Origin of the sequence: Paenibacillus sp. R14(2021) (assembly GCF_019431355.1) — a bacterium.
Classification (GTDB): Bacteria; Bacillota; Bacilli; order Paenibacillales; family Paenibacillaceae; genus Paenibacillus_Z.
In genome coordinates this window covers 544917-568890 of the sequence record NZ_CP080269.1, presented here as the reverse complement: position 1 = coordinate 568890, position 23974 = coordinate 544917, and the positions used below count along the sequence as shown (strand labels likewise).

Here is a 23974-nt window from a genome sequence, read left to right as displayed (position 1 = left end):
CTTGTTGTTCATCTGCCAATTCGGCAAAGGCTGCCGCTCAAACTCCCTACTGCTGCTTGCTCCGTAGCAGCTTCTCGATCTCCTCATCGATAGCATCCGAGCTTGCGGCACGCGCAAGCTCCGCACGCGACTCCGCTTCCAGCGCCTCCTGCCGCAGCTGCTCCAAGCCGCCTTCCGCTTGCTGACCGGATATCAGCTTGCTTGCCTCCAGCTCCGCTGAAGCATGCAGCTTCCGAAGCAGCAGCATATCGCGCTTCGCCCCGGCTTCATCTACGGCCTGCTTGAACGAAGCGAACCTCTGCTTCGTTTGGAGCAGCGAAGCTTCCATGCTCTCGGCCTGCTGGATCATGACCGCGAGCTGGCTCCTCCCCTCAAACTCCCGTTCCAAATGGGATCTTGCAGCCCCCGCGTCCTGCCTAGCAGCAGCTGCTTCCGCCTCACCTCGCAAGCGAACCAGCTGACGTTCCTGCCCGCGAACACGGTCTCTCACCGTCAGCAGCTCAGACTCCAGCTTGCTGATGATGACCGCAAACTCGCGAAGACGCTCGCCCGCGGATTCCAAATAGGTTTCAAACGAAGGCTCCGTCGTGCGATTGGGCTCCTCGGCAGCTTGCAGCCATCCCTTTAACCGTCCCAGAATCCCCATGATTACAATCTCCGTTCATTAGTCTTCGCAATACTTCCGCGAGTCTGCCGGTTGAAACGACGCCTGCGTGATGAATCGGCCCGGCGCACCGTCGTCGCCGTACTCGTAGACGAAGACATGGCTTCTTAAGATTTCTTTGCCTAGCACATGCACATATGGCGCCGTCACGCGGTATACCGACGGGAATGGACAGCAGTACCAATACGAATCTTCTTTAATCATGCCGCGGGAGAGCAGCTCTTCGACCGTCGTTTCGTATTCCCGTTCAACCGGCGTTTCGACGAAGTTCTCCCAATGCTCGTTCAAGTCCTCGATTGCCTGCCTTCGCTCCCCCGAACGGTTGATATCCTGTATCGCCAGCTGCGAGGTGACCTTCCAGATATCCTTGGCATCCAGCTTGCAGGTACGGAAATTCCCTTTCGGCATGCGAGACGTCTGCTGTTTCAGCAGTCCCGGCTCCTTCAAGCCCTGTGCGATCAGAATGAAATTCGACAGTGCGATCCAGTACTGTTCTTCCGCTTCTTCATGGCTCTCCGCCGAAACGCGGCGCCCGTTCGTAATGTTGCCGACGATGGCATCGCCCGCTTGCCTGCGTGTTCTAGCTTCCTCGTACAGCAGAATTGCTTCTTTGTACGTATCACCTTCGCCGCGCGCGAGATCGACGTCCAATTTCAGCAGTTCCTCCATATCGGCGGCTGATCTGCGAAGGCCCGCCAAATGCGCTTCCGGACAAGGCTTCGGCCCTTCGATTTGCTTGTCAAGACGGATCGGCAGCTCCAAGCGGGCTGAATTGGCAAAAGCCGCTTCCTGCCGGGCAGCTACCATAATATCAGGCAATGCACCATACCACTCGTCGGCCTGGTCATGCGTGACGATCGGCACCGGCTTTGGCTCGCCGCCCTCGAACGCATCTCCGATCAGCGCATCAGCCATCGTCTGCAGGCTTCTTGCCGCTTGCACGAAGGCCAGCGCCCGCGGCGATTTGCAGTCGGCGAATTCCACATGCAGCGCGTAGACTTGCTCACCTAATCGCGTGTAGGCTTCCAAATGCTCGATCGGACAAATTTTCTGTCCCGTCAATCCTTCTCGAATCCAGTTCATCAATCCCATGATAATAACCTCCAGTAACGATAGTAATGAATGATACGCAGAAATTTTCACCATGTTTCGTAAATGTTGTAAAATAACGTTTCTATCTTACCATAGTTAGGCTGGTCCTGAGCTGCAAATCATGCGGCGCATACCAGCATTGCATAGAAAGAATACGATGCGGGGTAACCAAAAAAATCCCCCGGAATCCGGGGGATTCATGCATGCAGCATCGCTGCACCCTAATCCCTTTCTAGCTCAGCTGATGCTTCAAATGTTCAATGGATCTCCAGCGTGCAATGAGGAAATAGACCAATTGAATGAAAACAAACGATCCGAATATTTCGAGCGAATTCGCTAGGATCGAAAAATCAACCAGCTGCTGGAGCGCAATGAACGCGATTGTACTATGGAAGAGCGCCATCGCGAGAGGAACGAAAAACATAATAAACAGCTGGCGGGTCAGAATGCGGCTTAATTCCTTGCTGCTTAGGCCAACCTTTGCAATCATGCCGTACTGTTTCTCGTCACGTTCCAAGTCCGCATAGAGTCTGAAGTACAAGAAGCTCGCGGCGAACGTGAAGAATACGATGCCGACGAGACCGCTGACGATGAGCAGCATGCCATTCTGCTGCCTGGACGCAATCCATTCGAGGGAGAGCGACCGCAAATAATCGTCCGCAGCCGCGTCGTTTTGAATGCTTTCTTGCAGCTGCTGGGACAGCTCGCCAGTCGTCTTCCAGTCCTTCACGACAATTTGAACCGTCGTAGGCAAATTCGCGCGATCTTCGTAGCCGGCAAGCAGTTTCGAGTACAAACTATCCGTCACGACGGCTGTCCCCCCATAACCGATGCCGGGCAGCACGATAGTTGGAATGTACCTGATAAATTCGGCCGTCGCCTTTGACTTGCCGTTCGTCAACTCCACCGTTCCAGTCGGGGTACCGTCTTTTTCGTAATCGCTCTTCTGCCAGATATACGACGGCGTGGCGAACATCTCGCTATCATTGCTCAGCTTCTCCGTTTTGTAGCCCAGCGCGGCAGCCAGCCGGTTGTATTCGCTTAGTTTCACTAGCGTGAGGCCATTCTCGGTTGGAAGCGCGCTGACCGGTCCGGCTTGGAACGCATATCCGGCATGGGTCAATTCGTTCTCGATCGCCTTCAGCTTCTGCGCGGCATCCACATTGCTGGCCGTATAGAAATAGCTGAATGCATACGGATTCGACATGGAAGCCAAGCCTGGATCCCCGATAGCAAGCGTCGTGCCGATGCCCGTGAACGCCATGGCGGAGATGACCGATACGATAAAGAACATCGTCGCGTTGTCTTTCATCCGGTACGTGAGTTCAGCCAGCGTCAGCATATTCGTCCTGCGATAAAACAGCTTGTTCTTCCGCAGCGCCCGGAGCACGTAAATGCTCGTTTGCCTGAAGAGAACATACGTACCCGCGATAGCCAGGACCACGCCCCCGAGCAGCTGCTGCGGCGTAAAATGATGATGAATGGCGAAATCGAATTCCAGCCAGTAACCGGCCGCGATCAGCACGATAGCAAGCACGGACAACCCCAGCGAAGCGGTCGGCTCCGGCTTGGGACGGTCCTCTGACTGGATAAGCGCTGCCACCTTCTCTTTCCCCGCCATCTTGGAGGTTAGCGATGCAATAACGAGGAACAGCATTGCGAAGGCCGCCAAGGTGAGCCATATGGCGTTCAGGGGCACATAGAACCGCAACCCGTGGTCGATAGCGAGCAGCTTCGCGCATACTAACAGAATCAGCTTGGAGAATACGAGCCCGAGCCCGATACCGAACACAACCGCAGCCAAGCCGATCGAAGCATTTTCGACGAACAGCATTCGATTCAGCTGCTTCCTCGACATGCCGAGCAGAATAAGAATGCCGAATTCCTTCTTCCTAAGCTTCAAGAACGCGCCGACAGAATACAGCAGGAAGAAGAACGAGAAGACGAAGATAATGACTTCCGATACCTTCATTCCCATCGTCCCGAGCAGACTGAGTGTGTCATGAGATGCGACCAGCTCGCCTTGCAGATCGGGGTGGAACAGCAGCAGCGCATACGTGAAGAAGATCATTACCGAGAAGGCGCTGCTTAAGAAATAAGCGAGATAGACGCGCTTATTTCGCAGCACGTTAAGAATAGCGAACTGGCGAAAACTCATGCTCTGTCCCTCCCATCATGGACAGCAAATCAATGATTTTCTGGTAAAATGCCGCGCGGCTGTCTCCGCAGTGGATTTCGTTGTACAGCTTGCCGTCCTTGATAAAGATGACACGATTGCAATAGCTGGCCGCGGCTGGATCATGCGTCACGAGCAGCATTGTCGTCCGGTCTTCCTTACTGCGTTTCTCCAAAATCTCCATGACGTCGCGCGCGGCGCGTGAATCCAGATTGCCGGTCGGTTCGTCGGCCAAGACCAGCTTCGGCTTGTGAATCAGCGCCCTTGCAATTGCCGTTCGCTGCGCCTGTCCGCCGGAAATCTCATAGGTGCGTTTATTCATGATGGCTGTAATGCCGAGCTTATCGGCCATCTCCTCCACCCGTCGATTCATTTCGCCAAGGCCGATCCCATCCAGCACGAGAGGAAGCAGGATGTTCTCTTTGACCGTCAGTGTCTGCAGCAGATTATAGGCTTGAAAGACGAAGCCAAGCTCCCGACGTCTGAACAAGGCCAGTTGATCGTACGTTAAACGGTGCGGATCCGCTCCCCCGATTTTCACTTCGCCGGACGTCGGCCGATCGATCGTGGATACCATGTTCAGCAGCGTGGTCTTCCCGCTTCCGGACGGACCCATGATGCCGACGAATTCGCCTTCGCCGATCGTGAGGTCGATATTTGACAGCGCTTCGTAGGAAACGGCGCCTCCGTAGATTTTGCCAAGATTTCGAACGGTTACGATATCCACCTTGGTTATCCTCCTCTTATGCTTGATGCCGTAAGTGTAACCTACCCCGCGCCGCAAAACCTATTGATTCGCCTTTCAACTCCCTTACAACCTTGTAAGCTTACTCCCGAACAGGATACGCACTGCCGTCCCTACGCCGACCTCCGACTCCAATTGCAGCTGCAGATTCAATTTCTCGCTGACTTCCTTGACGAGGTATAGGCCCATGCCCGTCGATTCCTTGAAGGATCTGCCGTTTTCCCCTGTGTAGAACGCCTGAAATACGCGCTTACGGTCGGATTTGGGTATTCCGACGCCTCGGTCGCGAATTTCGAGGATTACGTTTCCTTCGTGCTCGAAGGCGGCTATCTTGATGGATTGTCCGCTGCTGGACGTATATTTGATCGCATTGGACAACAGCTGCATGACAATGAACCGAAGCCACTTGGCATCGGTTTGAACGACATAATGCTCGTCTACGCTGACCTCGGGATAGACGTGACTGCGGATAAACAACCGCTTATATTCGTGAACGGCTTCGCGCACCGTCTGCAGCAGCGCTACCTGTTCCACGCTGAAATCCTGTTCGAACGTTTCCAGCCTGGCCGTATAGAGCACCATTTCGATGCCGTGTTTCATCCGGTCGACCTCTTCCGAGATGCTTTTCAATCGCTCATCCTCTTCGCCTTGCGTAATCATTTCAATGACGGACAGCGGCGTTTTCATCTGGTGCGCCCACTGGTTGACGAACGTCAGATGCTCCCGCTGCTTCCGTTCCCAGACTTGCAGCTCGTTGCGGTAATGGCTGTACTGCGTTTCCAGCAGCTGCCCGAGCGCAGCCGGAAGCGGCGCTGATTCCCGGCGATTCACCGATTGTCCGAGCGAGGTGAGCCGGCTCGATAGACGTGCATAGAAGCCGCGATGCGTAGCGTACCGGATGCCCAAATAGCAGGCAAGCATAAAAAAGCTCAGAAATACCGCGTACAATGCGGTCGGCAGCCGATCATAGCCATCTAAGCGGTAGATGAGCAGCACTACCGTCCATTGGACGGCAGACCACCCCAGCAGGGGCAGATGCTCGCGCACGAACAGCTTCATCATTCGGCTTCATCCTTCCAAACCAGATTGAGCCGATAACCCGTTCCCCGGACGGTTTCGAGCGCATGCTCGATTCCGAGCTCTGCCAGCCGTTTGCGGATGCGCGTAATGTTGACGCTGAGCGTGTTATCGTCCACGAACGTATCATCCCATAGCTTGTCCAGAATCGTCTCCCGGCTGACGACCCGTGGACATCGCTCGAGCAGCGTCTCCATCAGCACGGTTTCCTTCTTGCTCAAGGTGACGAATTTGTCGTTCAGATGCAGTTCCATACGTTCCGGGTAGAGCAGCAGTCCGGACTGGCCAATAACGCGCTCTTCCGACTTGGACGCATAATCGCCGTAGGCACGCCGAAGCTGGCTGCGTATTTTGGCCATGACGATCTCGTAATGGAAGGGCTTTGTCATGTAGTCATCCGCCCCGTTCTCAAGCGCCATCAGCTGGTCCATCTTGCCGCTGCGTGCCGAGATGACGATGATTGGGCAGGTGGAGACGGAGCGGATCTGACGGCACCAATAATATCCGTCGTAGCTGGGCAAGTTGATATCGAGCAGCACCAGATGGGGCTTATGGGCCTGAAACTGTTCGAGAACATGCTCGAAATCGTCGACGATCGTGCTGCCGTAGCCGTATTTTTGAATATGGGCTTGCAGCAGCATCGCAATTTTGCGATCGTCTTCTATGATCATGATATCGTACATCATCTGGCTCCTTTATCGAATGATAGAAATGCGGGGCAGCAGCTGCTCTTGCGGCTGCGTACCTTTGTCATCCTCGTACTGCTTGACCGCACGGGTTCCGAGTGCGCACACGATTTCATTTGTAATCGTTCCGGTCCGTTTGGCAATCTCGCCTGCTGTTATGCGCAGTCCGCCGTCCTCCCCGATCAATGTGACCGTGTCTCCCTGCTGCACGTCTTCGATGCCGCTTACGTCAACGGTCAGCTGATCCATGCAGATTCTGCCTACGATCGGGACGCGCCGGCCGCGGATCAGGACGCTGCCGCCCCGTTCCGACAAATCCCTCGGAATGCCGTCCGCGTAACCGATCGTAACCGTGGCCACCTGCGTATCGCGTGCAGCCATGAAGCTTCTGCCATAACCGACGGATTCGCCCGCTTTGATCGTATGCACGCGAGAGACTGTCGCTCGCTTTGAGCGATAATACCGGACGCAGCTCGACATTCATACGGGTCGTATCGCTTTCCAAGGATAATAATCCGTACAACGCGATTCCTGGCCTCGCCATATCCATTCGAAGCTCCGGGAAATTCAATATGCCGTAGCTGCTTTGAAGATGAAGCCGTCCGGGGTCCAAGCTTTCGTCTCTAATAACGTCTACGATTTGGTGGAAGCGTCTGATCTGCTCCTTGCTGAATGCTGCGCCATCGCAATCCAAATTGTCCGCTTCTGCCAGATGGCTATACGTGCCGGTTACATGCAGGCGGCTGTGCCGATACATCGATAGAATCTCCTCGGGATGATCGCTTGGCTCGCCGAGGCGGTTCATGCCCGTATCGATTTTGACATGCACCTTGAAGCTGCTGCCGAAATCCTGAAGCCGGCGCGCATCATCGGCATGGATCACCGTCTGCGTCAGCTTCCATCGGACCAGTTCGCCCAGCTGCTGCGTCGGCGTATATCCGAGCACTAGAATTTCGCCCTTCACGCCGTGCTTCCGCAGTTCAACACCTTCGCCAATCTCAGCTACCGCAAAATGACGGATGCCCGAGCTGTACAAGCGCTTGGCGACTTGGACGCTGCCATGCCCGTACGCATTGGCTTTGACGACGGCCATCATCGCCGTTCCTTCAGGAAGGGACTGCTGCAAGACGCGCGTATTATGGTCGAGATGATTCAGATTGATTTCCACCCAGGTGCGCTGTTGATTTGGCATCGGACGTTTTCGTTTTAACGTGAGTATAGCAATCGCCAGCGCGAACAGCAACGATAGTGCGGTGACGCTCAGGAAGTTGACCATACTGCTGCCGAGTACCACGGATTGAAGCCCAGCAGCCTTAACGCCGCCATGTACAAGCGCGATCACAAGCGGATGAAGCATGTACACCGACGTACTCATGCTTCGGATGATGCGGCGCTCCTTGCCGCCCAGCAGCAGCAGCAGCCGGAAAAGCGCATAGTCGGCTGGAATCAGCGCAATATACATATCATTATGAATCGGCATGCCGTCATGATGAAGCGCTGTTCCTTCCGCGATCAGAAGCGCGAAGGAGACAAGAAACATGCCTCCGTACCAAGCCGAGTCGCGCGGCGCCGCATCCCTTCTTCCCGCCGACGCTCCAAGTGCAATGAAAATCGGTGCGAACAGGAGGCCGTTGCGCGTCTGCCCGAACAGCTGAAACAGATGATCGTAAACCTTGGAAACAGGCCCGAGCTCCAACGATAGACCGTAATAGCTGTCCCCAAGCAATGCAATGCCGTACAGCACGGCAGCGACAGTCAGGACGTATCGATTTGCGATCCATGTTCGAAGCGCATAAACGAGTGTCAACCCGAGCATCATCGCAGGCAAATACCAGAGATGATAGAACGTTCCGCCCCAGAGCAGCTCGCGAACGATCGAATATCCGCTCCAAGGCTTGTCGAAATGCCCGCTGTATAGATTGAGCGGCGCATACAGCAGAATGCCGATTCCGTAAAGTGCGCCAATACGGGCCATGAAGCGCCGCCAAGCGCGCCAGTTCCATTGTCCTTCCTCTATCTGGCGGAAGAAGAAGAACCCCGACGCCATGAAGAAGATCGGAACGCCAAGACGGGCAAAAATGCCGGTCAAGATATAGTCGGAAGCCGGACTTATAGACATCAGAGGGCCGATATGAATCGTAATGACCAGAACCGCGGCAGCCAGCTTGGCGAGGTCGACAGCTCCATAGCTCTTGTTAGACATGACTGGCGCCGTCCTTCGGATACGCGGCCGTCACGATGAAGCCGTCCATGTTATTGCCGGATATTCGCCACTTTACCTCGCTTGCTTCCGGAACCGGAACTGCCGACTTTTCGTTCCAGGCTGGAACGTAATAAATCTCGTACCAACTCGCATCGTTCTCGAATATAAAATGCGTTTCTCCGAATGTATGGCGTTTCAAGAAATCCATATATTCTTCCAAACATAAATCTTCGTTCACCATAACCGCTGAATGCGGGAATCCCACATAGCGGAAGTGCCACGGCTCGCTGGCGATGCCGGTAATCGGCGTCTTCCCCGCCTGATAGCGCTGAATGAACCCGAAAGCAGCGGCTTGCTGCTTGAATGAACCACTCACGCCGTCATCGGGAAACGAAGGCCGGATATAATCCAAGCTTTCATTAACAAGTCCAACATCCACGGCAAGTCCGGTCTGATGCTCGCTTGCCCCCGGAAGCGCAACATAGCTTTCCGTAAACACCGCACCGTTCGTTCGTGAGGAATTCAAGTATAACGCCGTCTGCGTTTCCTTGGAGCGATAGCCGCTTACGACGGAAATGCGCGACTTGCCGCCGCAGGCATCGAGCAGACCGCTGAGCTGCGACAGGCATTCCTCCTCTAGGGCAATCTGCGGCTCCATCTCGCCCGCTGCTTGCAAAATATCGCCGGACACAGCTCTAATTCGCGGCGGCAGGCTGCTTCTTACCGGATGCGCCTTGTTGACGAGGATCAGCGGACCGCTGAATTGCTGCTCCTCTCCGAGGTATATGGAGCTATATGAAACAGCTTGGAGCTCTGCGCTTCTTGATGTCCAGCCGTGTGCATCTGCTAATGCTTTTCTCGATAAAAGGTTCATAAGTGACACTCCTCGCTTCAGCTTGATGGCTTACTTGATTAAGCCGAGTGTAGCCGTTCAAGCCAATATCTCCTATTGATCCGTCTTTCAAATTGCTTACAATGTCGTAAGGTGACTAGACACGAAGCGCATCCGCAATCAATCTGTCCAATAAATCAGGAAAATCAAGACCCGCTTCGCGCATCATGCTTGGATAGCGGCTTGTGGATGTAAATCCGGGAATTGTGTTCACCTCATTGAAGTACAGCGTGCCGTCCGCCTGGAGAAACAGGTCTACCCGCGCTAAACCGCTGCAGCCAAGAACGCGATAAATACGCAGTGCCAGCTCACGTGCTTCCGTCGCTTTCGCTTCGCTCAAACGGGCAGGCAGATGAATGACCGACGTAAGCAGCGAATATTTCTCGGCATGGTCGAAGAAACCTCCGGTCAGCTCAATTTCATCCAGCTCTCCCGTCATGGGCTTCGCTCCCCCCAGTATGGCGCAGCCGAGCTCAACGCCTTCGATATGCGTCTCGATGATGATTTTGTCGTCATGCAGCAGTGCAGCCTCGATGCCTGCTGTAAGCTCAAAATCGTTATTCGCCTTCGTAATGCCGATGGAGGAGCCGGATCTTGCCGGCTTCACATACACCGGGTAAGACAGCTTACCGGGCTCGATTCTTCGCTCAGCCTCCCATACGTCTGCCCTGAGCGTAATCGAGGGCGGTACGGATATCCCCTCTGCTTGGATTATCGTCTTGGCGACGACCTTGTCCATGCAGATGGCAGACGACAAGCTGTCGCAGCCGACGAACGGGAAACCCGCAAGCTCCAAGAGTCCCTGCAGCGTGCCGTCCTCTCCGTTCTTGCCGTGAAGCACAGGGAACACAACATCCAGCGGAATGAACCTGTATTCCGTTCCCGCCAGTTCGAACAATCCCTTCATCGCCCGGTTCGATGACAGGAAGGCCGGCACACAGCTGGGATGCTGGCTCCATCGACCATCCTTGATTTCGGCTGCGCCGCCTCCATAACGATACCAATGTCCTTCCTGCGTGATACCGATCAGGACTATGTCATATTTCATGGGATCTAATTGTGAAATGACGGCAGCAGCGGATGACAGCGATACCTCATACTCCGTCGAAGCTCCGCCGAATAGAACGCCTAGTGTTAGTTTTGCCATATTCGATCTCCCTTTCCTTACGGCTTGATTGAATTCTTCTCAAGTGTAGCTGTTCGGATCCCCATTCTCCTATTGATTCGGCTTTCAACAAGCTTACAGCGTTGTAAGGATGACGCACTTGAATCCATTCCTTATGCTTGCGATCGAAACCTATGCGCACGAAAAAAAGCCGCCCGTTGAACGGGCGGCTTCGATTTGTATATATGTGTTTATTAGAACGTTTTTGCAAGTTCTTTCGTTAGTGATTTAGAACGTTTTTGCAAGTTCTTTCGTTAGCGATTTAGAACGTTTTTGCAAGTTCTTTCGCTTTAGCAATCGCTTTTTCTTTGATTGCAGGTGCTTCAGCAGGGTTCATAGCTACGCCTTCTACGAACAGAGGTTCGAAGGAAGGAATGCCTGTAAAGCCAGCGATTTTCTTCAGGTAGCTGAAGCCGCTCTCCATGCCAGCCGCTGGGCCTTCGGAGTATACGCCGCCGCTTGCTTGGATGTGAAGGCCTTTTTTGTCCGTCAACAAGCCGATTGGACCTTCAGACGTATATTTGAACGTTTTGCCTGCTACGCAGATGGCGTCGATGTATGCTTTTAGCACTGGAGGGAACGAGAAGTTCCACATTGGGGAAACGAACACGTATTTGTCAGCTGCTACGAATTGATCAACGATTTGACCAAGGCGCGCGATTTTTGCTTTCTCTTCATCGGACAATTGGTCGAAAGCCGTACCGGATTGAAGCTTGCCCCAACCAGCGAATACGTCTGCATCGATTGTCGGAATGTTTTCTTTATATAGGTCTACGTTAACGACTTCATCCGTCGGATTCGCCTCGCGGTAAGCATCGATAAACTCTTTTCCTACAGCCATGCTGTACGAAGCTTGATGATCATGCGGGTGTGCAGTAATAAAAAGAACAGTTGCCATTCTTAAAAACTTCCCTTCTTATTTGAATTGACTACTTTTAGTGCAAATTCATTATGCTTGATTTCCGAGAAATAAGTAAGTAGGCACAAAAAAGTGATCAGGTATCCTTTTTTATACCACCAGTATCTTCCTAAATAAAAAGAGCGTTAACAGCAACTTTGCCGCTCCGCCCAAGTTTACTCGCAACTCCTGAATAACGTACACAGTACACAGTACACAGCGCCATTCGGACGCCGCGGAATTCCCTATTGCTGCCGGAATTCCTGCGGCGTCATGCCTTTAAGCTTCAGGAACGAACGGTAGAACTGGCTCGTGCTCGCGAAGCCAGAGTCGCTGCTGATCTTCGCAATCGTTGCGCTCGAATGCAGCAGCTGGTTGATCGCTCCTTCTATGCGCAGCTTGAGCAAATATTGATACGGCGTCGTGCCTGTCGCCTCGCGGAACGAACGGATAAAATGATACCGGCTCTGCAGCGCAATGCCGGCCAGCTCATCCACGCGAATCGCATTCGCATAGCAATCTTGCATATAGGTCATCGCCCGCAGCATATGCGGATCGCTGATGCCAAGTATGGCAGGCTTAACGCTGCCGGCCGATGCTGGCTTGACTGAACCTGTCAGCTCGCCTACATAGCCGACAATCTCGCTCTCCACTTCCTGTACGGCAAGTGGATCAGCTGCCGTCTGTCCCTGCAGCAGCGCAACCATCCAGTTCCGGAAACGTCCGGTCACTTCGTCTGCATCGAACGTATACCGGATGTCGTGCGTGCTGCCGGCTTGATAGTCTGGCTGCATCGCATCCATGCCGCCTGCGCCTTGTTCGCGCACCTTGAGAATAATGACGCTCGTTTGTTTCCCGAGTTCAAAATGATGCCTGGCTCCCGGCGGCTGAATCAATCCGCTGCCCTGCTTCAATTCATAGTTCTTCTCGTCCTGCGTAAACAGGCAGGTGCCCTTGACGGGCAGCGTTACTTGCATCCAATTATCGTGCGCGTGGGAAATAGTCGCAAAATCATCCGTCCCCTGCCACAGCTCGATCCATTCCGTTCGAACTTTAATCTCCATCTCGCTTCACCCGCACCCATTATAGCAAAAATTGCGCGGTTGAAAGCACTATTCACAGGCGACCGCACGACCAATTTCCGTTAAAATAAGGAAAAACGAAAGGAGCAGTCATCATGACTCAAACTACCGTCCTCCATCCGCCGCGCAATCCCGCCATCTGGATGCTGCTCGGCGTCAGCTTCGCCCATCTGCTTAACGATGCCATGCAGACGGCCGTTCCTGCCTCATTCCCGTTGTTTCAGTCATCCATGCATCTCAACTTTACTCAAATCGGCTGGGTCGCCTTCATGCTCAACATTACCGCCTCCGTGCTTCAGCCGTTGATCGGCTTCATGTCCGACCGCAGGCCGATGCCGAATTTGCTCCCGCTCGGCATGGTGTTCTCGCTGATCGGCGTGCTGGGCTTCGCCTATGCGGATGCCTTGTGGATGCTTCTTGCCGCAGCCGTCTTCATCGGCATCGGGTCATCCGTGCTGCATCCGGAATCGTCCCGCGTCGCGCGAATGGCGGCAGGCCGCGGACGAGGCATGGCGCAGTCGGTGTTCCAAGTGGGCGGCAACACGGGACAAGCCCTCGCACCGCTCTTGGTCGCCTTCGTCCTTCTTCCGCTTGGACAGCACGGCTTCCTATGGTTCACGATCACAGCGGTCGCCGGCATTGCCGTCCAGTTCGTGATCAGCCGCTGGTACGCGGGCCAATTGGCCTTGGCGCCGGCGAAGCCCAAAGCTGGCGCGGGCGCAGACCGTAATACGCAGTCGCCGCATAAGCCGATGTTTATTCTCGGGACGATGTCGCTGCTGATCGTGCTGTTGTTTTCCAAATTCGTGTACATTGCCGGCATGACGGGCTTCTACTCGTTCTATTTCATGGATCATTACCATTTGCCGCTCTCGCGCGCTCAGATTTGCTTGTTCGTGCTGCAATTTGCCGGCATGGCCGGCACGCTGCTCGGCGGACCGCTCGCCGACCGATTCGGGCGCAAGACCATGATTTGGATTTCCATTGCCGGAACGGCGCCGTTCTCCTTGCTGCTGCCTTACGCGAGCCCAGCCTTCGCGATGGTGCTTTGCGGCGCCATCGGCCTCATTCTGATGTCGGGCTTCTCCGTCATCATCGTCTATGCGCAGGAGCTGATGCCTCGCCACGTAGGGACGGTATCCGGCCTCTTCTTCGGCCTTGCCTTCGGCATGGCGGGTCTCGGCTCCGTCGTGCTCGGCTGGCTGATGGACACGACGAGCTATTCGTTCGTCATCACCTTGTGCTCGTTCCTACCGCTTCTTGGGCTATGCGCCTTCCTGCTGCCGCGCGATGCCAAATTAATGAGAAAATCTGAAGTGAAGGCCTGATCGCCGCAGTTGAGCGGCTTAACCTCGAACAGAACCATATAAAAAGGCGACATCCTGAGCGGTTTACCGCTTGGGCTGTCGCCTTTTTCACGTGTACGATTATGTACCCCGCGCTTCCTTGAAGAAGATCGCTCGGATCGCGAATCGGGGCAGGATCAGCTGCCTCCTCCATCTGGACGGCTGATGGAGCAGCCGGTACAGCCACTCCGCGTGCAGCTGCTGCCAGAGGCGCGGCGCCCGTTTCACTTTGCCGGCCAGAATGTCCAAGCTCCCGCCCACGCCCATTGCCACGGTTGCTTGCAGCCGATCCTTATAAGCATGAATCCAGCGCTCGGCCTTTGGGGCGCCCAGAGCAACAATCAGCAGATCTGGGCGCAGCGACTGAATGTCCGATACGATACGCTCATCCTCCGACGCATCAAAGAACCCATGCTGCCTGCCAGCTACGGTTACCTGTGGGTAATTCGCCGCAATCACTTCCGCCGCGCGCTTATTCGTCGCTTCGTCAGCGCCCAGCAGACAGCGTGAAGAGCAGGTCGCAGCCCGTCACTCGCTCCGGAAGCGCGTTGCCCCTGATACGCGAAACCATGACAATACCTGCGCCGTCAGCCGTCAGCAGTTCTGCTTCGTCTATAATGCCGCGAAGCTCACGGTCCTTCTGGCAGGACATCGCGATCTCCGGATTCAGCGTAACCACGTGGTACAGCTCGTCCTTCTTCGCGGCAATAACATCATGAATACGAGTAACGGTTTCCGGCATGGTTAGCTTGGGAATCGGAATTCCCATAATGCGTGAATAGACATCCATCGATGCGAATCCACCTTTGGCTTGGAATATCCACATTTTAACACAGGAAGTCAGCCTAGACTATCGCTTCGAGGCCGTCTCCCCTGCACCGGATGACACTTATTTAATGATATTAAATTAATTATTTAATGACATTAAATCCGTATGCTGCAAATATGCCCTGCGCCTCGCTGGACTGAAGATAAGTAAAGAAATCAGCCGCCTCCTGCGGGTGCTTCGTTGCTTTCACAATCGCGCCCGGATACAGGATCGCCGAGTAAGCAGCGGAATCCACGGTAAAAGCGATACTGACCTGCTTCGAGGTCAGCGCGTCCGTCCGATACACGAAACCTGCATCTGCATTGCCAGTCTCGACATACTGCAGCACCTGCCTCACATCCTTGCCCTGCACGGTTTTGGCTTGGACCTTATCCCACAGCTTCGCGCCGTTCAAGGCTTCCTTGGCATAGCTGCCGGCCGGCACGCTCTCCGGGATGCCGATGGCAAGCTTCTTCACCTCAGGCTTCGCGAGATCGGCAATGGAAGCGACGGCTGCTTGTGCATTCTTCGGAACGACGACAACCAGCTTATTGGAGAGCAGATCCACTTGATCTGCGGGATCGATCAGCTGCTTCTCAGCCAAGGCATCCATATTCTTCGTTGAAGCGGACAGAAACAAATCGACCGGCGCCCCCTGCTCGATCTGCTTCTCAAGCGCGCCCGAAGCGCCAAGATTATACGTAATCGCCACGCTCGGATGCGCCGCTTCGTAACGCTGCTTCACGTCTTGCAATGCATCGGACATACTGGCCGCAGCAGATACGATGAGCTCGACAAGTTCATCGGAAGGCTTCGAATCGCTGTTCGGCGAGGCAGGGTTACCTTGCGTTGACGGCTGCGCCGGGCTGCCGGCTCCCGTCCCGCTGTCGCTCGCTCCCTTGTTCGCGCCGCCGCAGCCCGTCAGCATGATCGACACCATTAACATGAACAATAACCAAACCGCATGGCCTCGAATGAATTTAAACAATCTATTCCCTCCTGCATCATAACCCGTTATAACTAAGGATAGTTGGTTTTCATTATAAGCATTCCGCTTCGGCCTTGTAAACGTTGCTGCGGTCTTCCCGGCCCCAAAATGATACAAGGAGCTCAGCCTATTTCCATCATCCAAACTCATTTACGTTTATGATCTTTCCCGCACGGGCGAGATCCTGCTTGATACCTAATCGCATGAATGGCATCGCGCCCCCGACAAACAAAACCTCTGGACAAACGCCTGCGGCGCTCGTTCAGAGGTTTTGTTGAAGAAGCCTATTTCGAAGGATCCATCGCAATGATCCTATTCCTTATCGTCCTCGCCCGCTTCATCCGCAGAATCATCATCCGGCTGCGCATCCGGCAGCTGATCCTCTTCCTTGGCCTCCGCTGCCGTCGTCTCTTTCATCGCCCGCGCCGAGACCTTCGGCGGTTCGGGACGTGTACGCCCGTAGATGGACAAATAGATACCCTCAATATCTTCACCCGTAAGGTCGCCCTGCAGCAGCAGCTCCTCCGCGATGACATGCACGAAATCGGCATGCTCCCGCACCAGCTTCTTCACCTGCTGCATCTGATCCTTTAACAGCTCGTTGATCTTCGGACGCAGCATGCGAAGCGCCTCCGCCTGCGAACCGGTAGCGAGGAAGCTGAACAACTCGTCGCCCATTCCCACCATCCCGAGATATGCGCCAGCCATGGCCGTCGCCTGCTGCAGATCGGAAGTAACCCCATTCAGCTTCTTCCCGAGGAATTCCTCCTCTACCGCCCGCGCCGCCAAGCAGACCTGGATGCTTGCGAGAATTTCGCTGTCGCTCCGGTTGTAGCGTTCATGCGTCGGCTTCGTCGCAGCTAAACCAAGGGCGCTGCCGCGGCGAATGATCGTTACTTTCCATACGCGTTCATGCGGCTTGAGCAAATACTGCGCAACCGCATGGCCTGCTTCGTGGTAGGCGACATTCCGCTTCTCGTCGTCGCTCATGGAGCGAAGCGGCTGCTTCAATCCCCACTCGTACGTTTCCATCGCGACGCGGAAATCCAGATAGCCGGCAAGCAATGCCCCTCGCTGATGTGCGATAACGACGGATTCGTTCACAATATGCTTAATCTGAGCCGGACTATACCCGATCGTGTCGAGCGCAGCCTTCTCCGGCGTCAACGTATCATCCCGTCTGACCTTCTTCAAGTAATACTGGAAAATATCCACCCGGCCGTCATAGTCCGGCGTATCGATCCACAGCTGGCGGTCGAACCGGCCTGGCCGCAGCAGCGCAGAATCCAGCACATCGGGCAGGTTCGTCGCCGCAACGGTCAGCACGGCGGGACGCTCTGCCTTCTTCCGGCGCAGACCCACCATTCGAAGCAGCTTCGCTATCTTGGTGTTATCGATATTAGGCGGGTCCATTTGCAGCAGCAATTCATTGAGCAGGCCCGAACCGCCGCCCATGCCCATCATTCCGCCCATCATGCCGCCGCCGGACTGCCTCTTCATCCCAATCGCATCGATCTCGTCGATAAAAATAATGCATGCGCCATAGGCCTTCGCCAGCTTGCGTGCTTTCTTGTAGATCCGCATGACCTTTAAATTGCCGACGCCGAAGAACATGTTCTGGAAGCTCGGTGCCGACGCATAAGCGAAAGGCACCTGTGCCTCATTGGCAATAACCTGCGCCAAATAAGACTTCCCGGTACCTGGCGGGCCGCACAGCAGGAAGCCCCGAATCGCTTCCCCGCCCATGTCCTTGAAGGCTTTGACACCTTTCAGCAGCGTTACGATCCGCTTGGCGTTTTCCACAATTTCGGGATTCCCGCGGTAATCGTCCCACGTCGCCCCTGTTTCTCCGGGCAAAATCCAGTACGTTCGCCCTCGCGCAAGAAACCAGAAGAGCGCCGCGAATTGAACGATCATGAACAGCACGGCAAAAAGCAGTTGGAGCAGCAAGCTGAGCACACTGAACGTAACCATCCAGACAGACGGTCCTCCGGAATAGATCAGCCAAAACCCGATGCCGAGGACCACCAGCCAGATGATGAACGAACGCCACTTCACCCACTGATATCTCCTCATGGCACACACTTCCTTCTCAATAGAACGTCTTAACCCATTGTTATTAGTCTATGGATTAAAATATTCGCGCCAAAGAGAAACAATCTATCGATCTAACAAGTTATGGTAAGTTTCGTTCCGAAGCCGCTTAACCTTCAATAAACGATAGTAGTTTCATCCCATTCTGGTTAGAAATCTACAAGCAGCCGATCGTTCTGAATAATAACCGCGCGTGCCTCCGTTCGAATTCGCAAGCGGTCACCTCGATTCCAAATAGTCCTTCTTCAATAAGGAGAAGATCGCTGCGTCCATAAATTGATTCTTTTCAAAAAAATACTCGCGCAACAGTCCTTCTTCAAGAAAACCCGAGCGCAGCAATAATTTTCTGGAACGGCTGTTCGCAGGGTCGATGCATGCTTCGATGCGGTTAAGCCGCAGCTCTTCAAATCCGAATTGAATCACGGCTTTCAGTACTTCTGTCATAATTCCCCGATTCCATACGGACGGCGACAACTCATAGCCGATCTCGGATTTCATATGCTCCTTCGTCCAATTGTGGAAGCCGCATGTGCCAATAACCCGATCCTCTGTTTTGTGCGTGATGCCCCATCTATACCCTAGCGAACGGTCAAAACGCTGCTGCCAGTTGTTAATTAATTCTTCCGCCTGCTTCTGCTCTGTGAAACTGTCCACGTCATAATAGCGCGTAACCTCGTCCATGGCGAAATAATGGAATAGATCCTCTGCATCCTCACCGCGCAGCTGCCGCAGGACAAGTCGTTCCGTTTCGAGCGTGGGGAAATTAGCCATTGGTATCCTTCCTTTCTTCTGATCTTCCGCTTAATTATGGATTTGGACATGTTGCACAACATCGCCATTTCTTTCATCTACTATAGAGAATCTAATAGAAAAGAGGTGATTCGAGTGGCTGGTAGAAAAGCTCTTCGGCAGCCTGATTTAGTTCTGATCAGTTGGTCGAGAAACCCCCTTAATGCCGGTTCTCCTCGCCGGATTATTTCCGCTCGCGTAATTGGAAGCGCTAGACCTTGCACTTCTCACTTGGTGCCGGGCGGGTTGCTTATCAATGCGCTAACCTGCTTATTGGACAATGACATCGGTTTTAAAATCGTATTTCGCAAGAAAACATCAAGCATCAGCGGCTATTTGTTGTTGCAGCGCTTTTGACTTTCATTCTTTCGGAGCAGCGATATCGCTGCTCTTTCTGTTTATTTCGCCATCCACTTCGCACCAGTCATGACGCAAACAAGACTGCCGGAATCGACAGTCTTGTCTCAGAACAGGTAATGGAGTAACGATCAGATCATGATCGCAGGACTGCTTACCCGCTTGTCCATGATGGTTTTGATGTCCTTCACCAATTGGATGGAGGCTTCGATCTCCACCTTCCTTGTTGAGACGCTTTCGACGCTGCAGCCAACCGGAATGCCTTTCTCGATTCCGAACTCCAACAGCTCTTCGAATATTTTTTGCGTCAGCTTGATGGACTTGTCCAAGACATCATGGGAATACTTCAGATCGTTTTCCAGCCATTTCGGAATGCTGATGCCAAGCCACTTCATGAACTCCAGCGTTTTCGCGGAACCGCAAGGCGCAATATTAAATAAGATCGGCACCATTTCCAGTTCATTGGCGGTGCAGTAATAATAATAATCCGACAAGAAATTTTTGGAGGCTTCTACATTATAGGTAGCCTGCGAGACGAAGAAGCTGCATCCGTTCTTCATCTTATTGACGACCCGTACATGCTCGTCATGCTTGACCATATGCCGTTCGGGAATGACTACGCCGCCTAGCGTCAACTCGTCATGGAATGGCTTGCTTAATGCATACGCTTCATCTAACGCCAAATTCACCTGCTGCTTGCTCGACGAGCTGCCTACGAATACGGAATACCGTTCTTGCTCGCTTCCCGTCTTCAGCCAGTCCTCGAACTGCGATTCCGTATATTTGCCTACGCTTCGATAAATGATCTTGGGAACCGTCAGCTGGTTAAAATAGGTGCCGCTGTAGGTAACCGGGTCGATCATTTGGGTATAAGGGAATGGCCTCTCCTCTTCCATCCGGTCCGCTTCCTCTTGGACGTCATACAGGATCAAGGCGTCAATCTGTAACTCATTGATACGCTCGCACTGCTTTCGTGCAATCTCTGCAAGCTTCTCCGGCGTATTATCTGCCTTCGGAGGCGTCATGCCATACGTCAAAATCCCGGTTTGCTTTGCTTTTATTTTGTCTCTCAACACCTGCGCCACGTCCTCACCCGATGATTTCCACATTCATTGTAATCGTATTATTCGACTTCAATACCCCCGTTTCCTTTGACCTATATAATGGGAATGGCGTCTTCCGCGCTCCCTCCACCCTTACACTCACATGGAATGCGCAGATTCTCGCGCGTCCTGCCCCTTGCGCCTTGTAAGCAGACTGGGATCAAACCAGATTTGCGGCATGCAGATGCTCGCCTCCTTAGGGGTGAATGTTAATCGTTCTCTAAGACAACAGCCAGCCAGAGCGCAATCCGCGTTCCAGCTGGCTGCTATCCTCGCTTGAGGCCATGCAGGGGATCAAACCTCGCCCCAATACACTTCCGTCTCGTAGTCAAACTGAATCTTACCGTCCTCCGCATTTGCATCGAAGAGCTCCCGCAGCGCCGCAATCATCGGCTCATAATGCGGATGGCCGGGCATCGGGCTGTAGGAGGAAGATTGCAGCCGCCCCTTCAAGCTTTCGTAATCGAACGCTTGACGCATCGTAAACCGGGCTTCCTGCATCGTCTCCGGCTTGAAGAAGGCAGCGAGATCCGCAGAAGAGATGTTTTTGTGCGTCATCTGCTCGTAGTCGGTCGCGAATCTGCGCAGCAGATCGTCATATCCCTCTCGGAACGGAGTGCCCTGCGTAAGCCGCGAATTCCAGATCAGCACGGCTTGCCCGCCGGGCTTCAGAATCCGTTTAAACTCCGCTTGCGCCGCCGGCCGGTCAAACCAATGAAACGCCTGCGCGCATACGATGAAATCCACGGACTGGTTCGTCAACGTAGTCGCCTCGGCTGATCCGCACACCGCGAGAAAATTCGATTCCTGCGCCAGGGTCGCTTCCGCCGCTGACCGCATTTCGTTGTTTGGCTCCACCGCGATAATGCTGCTTCCTCGTTCGAGAAGCAGCTTCGAGAAAATCCCTGTTCCTGCACCCACGTCTGCCACGACCGAATCCGGCCGCAAGCCAACCACAGCGTACAAATGGTCGATGGCCTCCACCGGATAGCTCGGACGAAACTTCACATACGTATCCACCCGATCCGAGAATCGTTCCTTGCTATTCATTGCCCGGCACGCTCCTTGTTTGATGACTTAAGCCCCGGCGATTATTCCTTTCACCGGCTGCATGATATCAAAATATACGTTCCCATCCGATAGAATCGGCTCGAACGTATCCAGTCCCTGCTGGACGGCGTAGACTGCCCGGCCTTCCTTATCAAAGCCCGCGCCGTGACATGGGCACAGGAAATACAATCCCTTAATCCCGCCGCTGCGTTCGGCCTCAGCGGCTGGCTTTACCGTAGCCCAGATGCGAGCACGTCGGAGACATAATTAGCAGTCTGCCTGCCTCGTCAACCGTCACGTAGACGAAGCCCTTCACCGGTTTCGTATACCATGCATCTACGATTTCGGCTTCGTAATCATAGACGGTCACGCCCTGAAGGAGCTTCAGATCCGCAGCTTTTCCAAGCAGGACGATGTTCTTCGGAGGCGCTTCGCTGCCGACTTTACGATGCGTAACCGCGCCATAATAAAATAACCCTGTACATCCCGTAAGTATACCGCCAATGCCAATGGTTAGTTTAGCGGCACTACTGAGAAAAGCTCTTCGGGTGACTCTCTTAGGAGACATGCGTTGATCTATGCAAATGACCTCCTTCGCGGCGGTTCGAAAAAATTCGCGTCACACCTGTCCTTGCGCTTGCTGTTCTTGCAGCCGTCGATCCAACATTCCCTGCACCAGCCAGGCATAGATGATATACCCGATCAACACAGCCGCAGCTGTCAGAATGAAAGGCAGCGAATAATGATTCCCAGCCAAAATATAACCTGCCCAATACGATGCGATCGTATTGCCGATGCTGCGGGACACCGTCCGCATACCCGCGAATAGATTGCGCTCCCCTTCGGCTACAGCCGACATGCATTCGCTGTCGGTTAAATTGTTCAGCATCGTGAAGCCCGTTCCCCGCAGGAGCAGCAGCACGGCGAACACGGCAGCCGGCATGGCGGCCGCCATCAGCGCTACGACGAGAACATTATAGAGAAACAGCACGACGAATGTCTTGCGGCTGCCCCACTTCTCCACGAGATAAGGCATCGCGATCGACCCTACGAAGAAGAAGAAGCCGGACAGCGCCAGCAAACCGGAAATATTCCCGTCCTCCATATGAAAGCGGAACTTCAGTATGACATTCAGAAAGGGACTGAGCAGCCCGAACGTAAAACCGCCGTTAAATATAAGCAGCGAGAGAATGAGCAGGAAGTATAACGAGTGCCCTTTCTTCCGCGCAGCTGGCTGCTCCGCGAGGCTTCCGCCAGCTCCCGCTTCTGCACCCTCATCCGCTCTCGCATTCGTGGACGGGAGCAGCAGTCCTCGTAAAATGCCGGACAAGCCGAGGCATCCACCCGCGACGAAGAACGCATATTGATAGACCGTGGAATGCCCAGGGAGCCAATCCGGCAAATAACCGCCGATCCACGTGCCGACGCCGGTGAAGAACGTAAACATGGCGAACAGCAGCGAATACGCGCTCGTCTCTTCCTTCTTGCTTCGGCAATATTGGAAGATTAATTGAATTTCGGAATTTACGATTGCCGTAATGCCAAGCGACCAGATCAGCTGCGCTGCGGTGACTTCCGTCATCGTCGTTCCGAAGCCGAATAGCACTAGCGACAGAAACGCAAGCAGCATGCCGGCGACGAGCATCGGTTTACGCCCGACACGCTTCACAACGTAGCCCGCCGGCAAGCTCGTCAGGCCGACCGTCAGTGCGCCGAGTGAGGTGATCTGTCCAATCGCACCTTTGGAGAACCCGAGATCCAGCAAATGCAAATTTAGAATGAGACTGAATATCCCTGCCCCAATGCCAAACAAACTTTCCGTTGCAATGAATCGCTTCACGCCCGGAGATAAATCACGGACTAAATTAACCGTATACGTCCACATCGATGTGCCTTTCTTCTTGCTGCATATAATGTGTTTATCTTACATGGAGGCGCTTGCCGGTTCAACCTCAGTCTTCCGGTTCTTCATAAAATTGAAAATATTGGCCGATTTGCGTATCGCACCCCGTCAATAGGTATGTCTTCGGGCCATCGTTCTGGCTCTTCAAATCAACGCCGGCGCACACTGCGCTTGGCCTGCCTAGATTCGTTCCAAGCGGATCCATGGCGTTATCGTATGTAAAATGAATACGCTGGCCGTCATACGTCAGCTCGCTGAAGATCGGGGCACCTTCGAGGGAGTATTCGGTGATGCGCACCTGCTCATGCTTGAACCTATGCTTCTTCACGGCGGTCAGAAATTGACGCCATTTCCCCAGGTTTCTGTATGTGCCGTGATCGTTCACGACGTCGCCGTTCTGAATAGCCTGCTCCACGGTATAGGGCTTCGTTGGTATCGGAAACCCTTCCGCACCGCCGCTCCCGAACGCAGATCGCTGACAGCCCGACAATAATACGGCCGCCAGCAAGAACGGCAGGAGTATCTTCTTCTTCATCCGCCTTCACCTCTTGTCATTTCAACGCAGCCTGCGGCCGGAAAGTTTCGGTGGATTTCCAAATACTTACTTGTTAAGCCTTCTAGGCCCGCACAACCATCAGCATATTGCTGTTCGGGTCGCGGAAGACGAACCAATGATTATGCTCGATTGCGCTCGCCAGCTCCACGCCCTGTTCCTGCATGAAGCGGTAAGCGCCTTCAAGATCCCCGGTCGGAAGCATGGCCGACGGCGTCTGATAGGTTGTATTCACTCCAACATTTGTAAATCCCATCAAGTACTTTTAATTATAGTGAAAATCGACGGTTTGGCTATGGCGAA

General features: G+C 53.9%; 24 protein-coding genes and 1 pseudogene. 2 read left to right on the top strand and 23 right to left on the bottom strand.

Annotated elements, in window-relative coordinates; all coding sequences use genetic code 11:
• Nucleotides 1-46 precede the first annotated feature (46 nt).
• The 12 genes and pseudogenes from KXU80_RS02955 to KXU80_RS02905 all read right to left on the bottom strand — a co-directional run bounded on the left by KXU80_RS02955 (nucleotide 47) and on the right by KXU80_RS02905 (nucleotide 12662).
• On the bottom strand, nucleotides 47-646 hold the full coding sequence (locus KXU80_RS02955; RefSeq protein ID WP_219836806.1) for a hypothetical protein: 600 nt from the start codon (nucleotides 644-646) through the stop codon (nucleotides 47-49).
• An 18-nt stretch (nucleotides 647-664) separates the two neighbouring features.
• A complete protein-coding gene (locus tag KXU80_RS02950; RefSeq protein WP_219836805.1) occupies nucleotides 665-1756 on the bottom strand; it encodes a hypothetical protein in 1092 nt (363 codons plus the stop codon).
• Between the two features lie 232 nt (nucleotides 1757-1988).
• A complete protein-coding gene (locus tag KXU80_RS02945; protein ID WP_219836804.1) occupies nucleotides 1989-3914 on the bottom strand; it encodes an FtsX-like permease family protein in 1926 nt (641 codons plus the stop codon).
• Nucleotides 3886-4659, bottom strand: a complete 774-nt coding sequence (locus KXU80_RS02940; protein WP_219836803.1) for an ABC transporter ATP-binding protein — start codon at nucleotides 4657-4659, stop codon at nucleotides 3886-3888. The genes KXU80_RS02945 and KXU80_RS02940 overlap by 29 nt, the downstream gene beginning before the upstream one ends.
• An 84-nt stretch (nucleotides 4660-4743) precedes the next feature.
• Nucleotides 4744-5736 (bottom strand): sensor histidine kinase, encoded by a 993-nt coding sequence (locus tag KXU80_RS02935; protein WP_219838844.1) that lies wholly within the window; start codon nucleotides 5734-5736, stop codon nucleotides 4744-4746.
• The gene (locus KXU80_RS02930; protein WP_219838843.1) at nucleotides 5736-6437 is read right to left on the bottom strand and encodes a response regulator transcription factor; all 702 of its coding nucleotides are present in this window, start codon (nucleotides 6435-6437) and stop codon (nucleotides 5736-5738) included. Before KXU80_RS02930 ends, KXU80_RS02935 begins: the two co-directional genes overlap by 1 nt.
• Nucleotides 6438-6449: 12 nt before the next feature.
• Nucleotides 6450-6920 carry an alanine racemase gene (locus tag KXU80_RS27785; protein WP_258171221.1) on the bottom strand — a complete coding sequence of 157 codons (471 nt, stop codon included), beginning with the start codon at nucleotides 6918-6920 and terminating at the stop codon, nucleotides 6450-6452.
• Between the two features lie 22 nt (nucleotides 6921-6942).
• A pseudogene (gene alr, locus KXU80_RS02925) lies at nucleotides 6943-8643 on the bottom strand (alanine racemase); the annotation flags it as partial.
• Nucleotides 8636-9517: a D-alanyl-D-alanine carboxypeptidase family protein gene (locus KXU80_RS02920; RefSeq protein ID WP_219836802.1), complete on the bottom strand. Its 882-nt coding sequence runs from the start codon at nucleotides 9515-9517 to the stop codon at nucleotides 8636-8638. The pseudogene alr and the gene KXU80_RS02920, both read right to left, overlap by 8 nt.
• Before the next feature lie 115 nt (nucleotides 9518-9632).
• Nucleotides 9633-10682 carry a D-alanine--D-serine ligase VanG gene (gene vanG / locus KXU80_RS02915; protein WP_219836801.1) on the bottom strand — a complete coding sequence of 350 codons (1050 nt, stop codon included), beginning with the start codon at nucleotides 10680-10682 and terminating at the stop codon, nucleotides 9633-9635.
• Nucleotides 10683-10962: 280 nt separating this feature from the next.
• Complete coding sequence (locus tag KXU80_RS02910; protein ID WP_219836800.1) at nucleotides 10963-11598, bottom strand: FMN-dependent NADH-azoreductase; 636 nt, start codon at nucleotides 11596-11598, stop codon at nucleotides 10963-10965.
• Nucleotides 11599-11843: 245 nt separating this feature from the next.
• On the bottom strand, nucleotides 11844-12662 hold the full coding sequence (locus KXU80_RS02905) for a helix-turn-helix domain-containing protein (protein WP_219836799.1): 819 nt from the start codon (nucleotides 12660-12662) through the stop codon (nucleotides 11844-11846).
• 113 nt (nucleotides 12663-12775) lie between these two features.
• On the opposite strand from KXU80_RS02905, the gene KXU80_RS02900 reads away from it, so the two are divergent.
• Entirely contained in the window at nucleotides 12776-14008 is a 1233-nt protein-coding gene (locus tag KXU80_RS02900; protein WP_219836798.1) for an MFS transporter, read from the top strand.
• A 99-nt stretch (nucleotides 14009-14107) separates the two neighbouring features.
• Here the strand turns inward: KXU80_RS02900 and KXU80_RS27780 are convergent, their stop codons facing one another.
• The 5 genes from KXU80_RS27780 to KXU80_RS02880 form a co-directional block, all read right to left on the bottom strand.
• Entirely contained in the window at nucleotides 14108-14485 is a 378-nt protein-coding gene (locus KXU80_RS27780; RefSeq protein ID WP_258171220.1) for a WecB/TagA/CpsF family glycosyltransferase, read from the bottom strand.
• Between the two features lie 28 nt (nucleotides 14486-14513).
• The gene (locus KXU80_RS27775) at nucleotides 14514-14816 is read right to left on the bottom strand and encodes a WecB/TagA/CpsF family glycosyltransferase (RefSeq protein WP_258171219.1); all 303 of its coding nucleotides are present in this window, start codon (nucleotides 14814-14816) and stop codon (nucleotides 14514-14516) included.
• A gap of 121 nt (nucleotides 14817-14937) precedes the next feature.
• Nucleotides 14938-15822, bottom strand: coding sequence for a molybdate ABC transporter substrate-binding protein (gene modA / locus KXU80_RS02890; protein WP_258171218.1), 885 nt, complete (start codon nucleotides 15820-15822; stop codon nucleotides 14938-14940).
• 312 nt (nucleotides 15823-16134) lie between these two features.
• The gene (locus KXU80_RS02885; protein WP_219836797.1) at nucleotides 16135-17898 is read right to left on the bottom strand and encodes an AAA family ATPase; all 1764 of its coding nucleotides are present in this window, start codon (nucleotides 17896-17898) and stop codon (nucleotides 16135-16137) included.
• A gap of 237 nt (nucleotides 17899-18135) precedes the next feature.
• Nucleotides 18136-18687, bottom strand: coding sequence for a GNAT family N-acetyltransferase (locus KXU80_RS02880; RefSeq protein ID WP_219836796.1), 552 nt, complete (start codon nucleotides 18685-18687; stop codon nucleotides 18136-18138).
• A gap of 114 nt (nucleotides 18688-18801) precedes the next feature.
• Between KXU80_RS02880 and KXU80_RS02875 the strand changes: the two genes are divergently transcribed.
• Entirely contained in the window at nucleotides 18802-19062 is a 261-nt protein-coding gene (locus KXU80_RS02875) for a hypothetical protein (protein ID WP_219836794.1), read from the top strand.
• A 131-nt stretch (nucleotides 19063-19193) separates the two neighbouring features.
• Here the strand turns inward: KXU80_RS02875 and KXU80_RS02870 are convergent, their stop codons facing one another.
• The 6 genes from KXU80_RS02870 to KXU80_RS02845 form a co-directional block, all read right to left on the bottom strand.
• On the bottom strand, nucleotides 19194-20171 hold the full coding sequence (locus KXU80_RS02870; RefSeq protein WP_258171217.1) for a methylenetetrahydrofolate reductase: 978 nt from the start codon (nucleotides 20169-20171) through the stop codon (nucleotides 19194-19196).
• A 288-nt stretch (nucleotides 20172-20459) separates the two neighbouring features.
• The gene (locus KXU80_RS02865) at nucleotides 20460-21215 is read right to left on the bottom strand and encodes a class I SAM-dependent methyltransferase (RefSeq protein WP_219836793.1); all 756 of its coding nucleotides are present in this window, start codon (nucleotides 21213-21215) and stop codon (nucleotides 20460-20462) included.
• A gap of 217 nt (nucleotides 21216-21432) precedes the next feature.
• Nucleotides 21433-21783, bottom strand: a complete 351-nt coding sequence (locus KXU80_RS02860) for a hypothetical protein (RefSeq protein WP_219836792.1) — start codon at nucleotides 21781-21783, stop codon at nucleotides 21433-21435.
• 51 nt (nucleotides 21784-21834) lie between these two features.
• On the bottom strand, nucleotides 21835-23100 hold the full coding sequence (locus KXU80_RS02855) for an MFS transporter (protein WP_219836791.1): 1266 nt from the start codon (nucleotides 23098-23100) through the stop codon (nucleotides 21835-21837).
• 67 nt (nucleotides 23101-23167) lie between these two features.
• Nucleotides 23168-23653, bottom strand: coding sequence for a DUF4362 domain-containing protein (locus KXU80_RS02850; protein ID WP_219836790.1), 486 nt, complete (start codon nucleotides 23651-23653; stop codon nucleotides 23168-23170).
• An 82-nt stretch (nucleotides 23654-23735) separates the two neighbouring features.
• Complete coding sequence (locus KXU80_RS02845; RefSeq protein ID WP_219836789.1) at nucleotides 23736-23906, bottom strand: VOC family protein; 171 nt, start codon at nucleotides 23904-23906, stop codon at nucleotides 23736-23738.
• Nucleotides 23907-23974 lie beyond the last annotated feature (68 nt).

Coding starts and splice junctions, on each gene's coding strand:
- KXU80_RS02955 (WP_219836806.1), bottom strand. CDS start 646: ATGGGGATTCTGGGACGGTTAAAGGGATGGCTGCAAGCTGCCGAGGAG.
- KXU80_RS02950 (WP_219836805.1), bottom strand. CDS start 1,756: ATGGGATTGATGAACTGGATTCGAGAAGGATTGACGGGACAGAAAATT.
- KXU80_RS02945 (WP_219836804.1), bottom strand. CDS start 3,914: ATGAGTTTTCGCCAGTTCGCTATTCTTAACGTGCTGCGAAATAAGCGC.
- KXU80_RS02935 (WP_219838844.1), bottom strand. CDS start 5,736: ATGAAGCTGTTCGTGCGCGAGCATCTGCCCCTGCTGGGGTGGTCTGCC.
- KXU80_RS02930 (WP_219838843.1), bottom strand. CDS start 6,437: ATGTACGATATCATGATCATAGAAGACGATCGCAAAATTGCGATGCTG.
- KXU80_RS27785 (WP_258171221.1), bottom strand. CDS start 6,920: ATGTCGAGCTGCGTCCGGTATTATCGCTCAAAGCGAGCGACAGTCTCT.
- KXU80_RS02920 (WP_219836802.1), bottom strand. CDS start 9,517: ATGAACCTTTTATCGAGAAAAGCATTAGCAGATGCACACGGCTGGACA.
- vanG (WP_219836801.1), bottom strand. CDS start 10,682: ATGGCAAAACTAACACTAGGCGTTCTATTCGGCGGAGCTTCGACGGAG.
- KXU80_RS02910 (WP_219836800.1), bottom strand. CDS start 11,598: ATGGCAACTGTTCTTTTTATTACTGCACACCCGCATGATCATCAAGCT.
- KXU80_RS02905 (WP_219836799.1), bottom strand. CDS start 12,662: ATGGAGATTAAAGTTCGAACGGAATGGATCGAGCTGTGGCAGGGGACG.
- KXU80_RS02900 (WP_219836798.1), top strand. CDS start 12,776: ATGACTCAAACTACCGTCCTCCATCCGCCGCGCAATCCCGCCATCTGG.
- KXU80_RS27775 (WP_258171219.1), bottom strand. CDS start 14,816: ATGGATGTCTATTCACGCATTATGGGAATTCCGATTCCCAAGCTAACC.
- KXU80_RS02885 (WP_219836797.1), bottom strand. CDS start 17,898: ATGAGGAGATATCAGTGGGTGAAGTGGCGTTCGTTCATCATCTGGCTG.
- KXU80_RS02880 (WP_219836796.1), bottom strand. CDS start 18,687: ATGGCTAATTTCCCCACGCTCGAAACGGAACGACTTGTCCTGCGGCAG.
- KXU80_RS02870 (WP_258171217.1), bottom strand. CDS start 20,171: ATGTGGAAATCATCGGGTGAGGACGTGGCGCAGGTGTTGAGAGACAAA.
- KXU80_RS02865 (WP_219836793.1), bottom strand. CDS start 21,215: ATGAATAGCAAGGAACGATTCTCGGATCGGGTGGATACGTATGTGAAG.
- KXU80_RS02860 (WP_219836792.1), bottom strand. CDS start 21,783: ATGTCTCCTAAGAGAGTCACCCGAAGAGCTTTTCTCAGTAGTGCCGCT.
- KXU80_RS02855 (WP_219836791.1), bottom strand. CDS start 23,100: ATGTGGACGTATACGGTTAATTTAGTCCGTGATTTATCTCCGGGCGTG.
- KXU80_RS02850 (WP_219836790.1), bottom strand. CDS start 23,653: ATGAAGAAGAAGATACTCCTGCCGTTCTTGCTGGCGGCCGTATTATTG.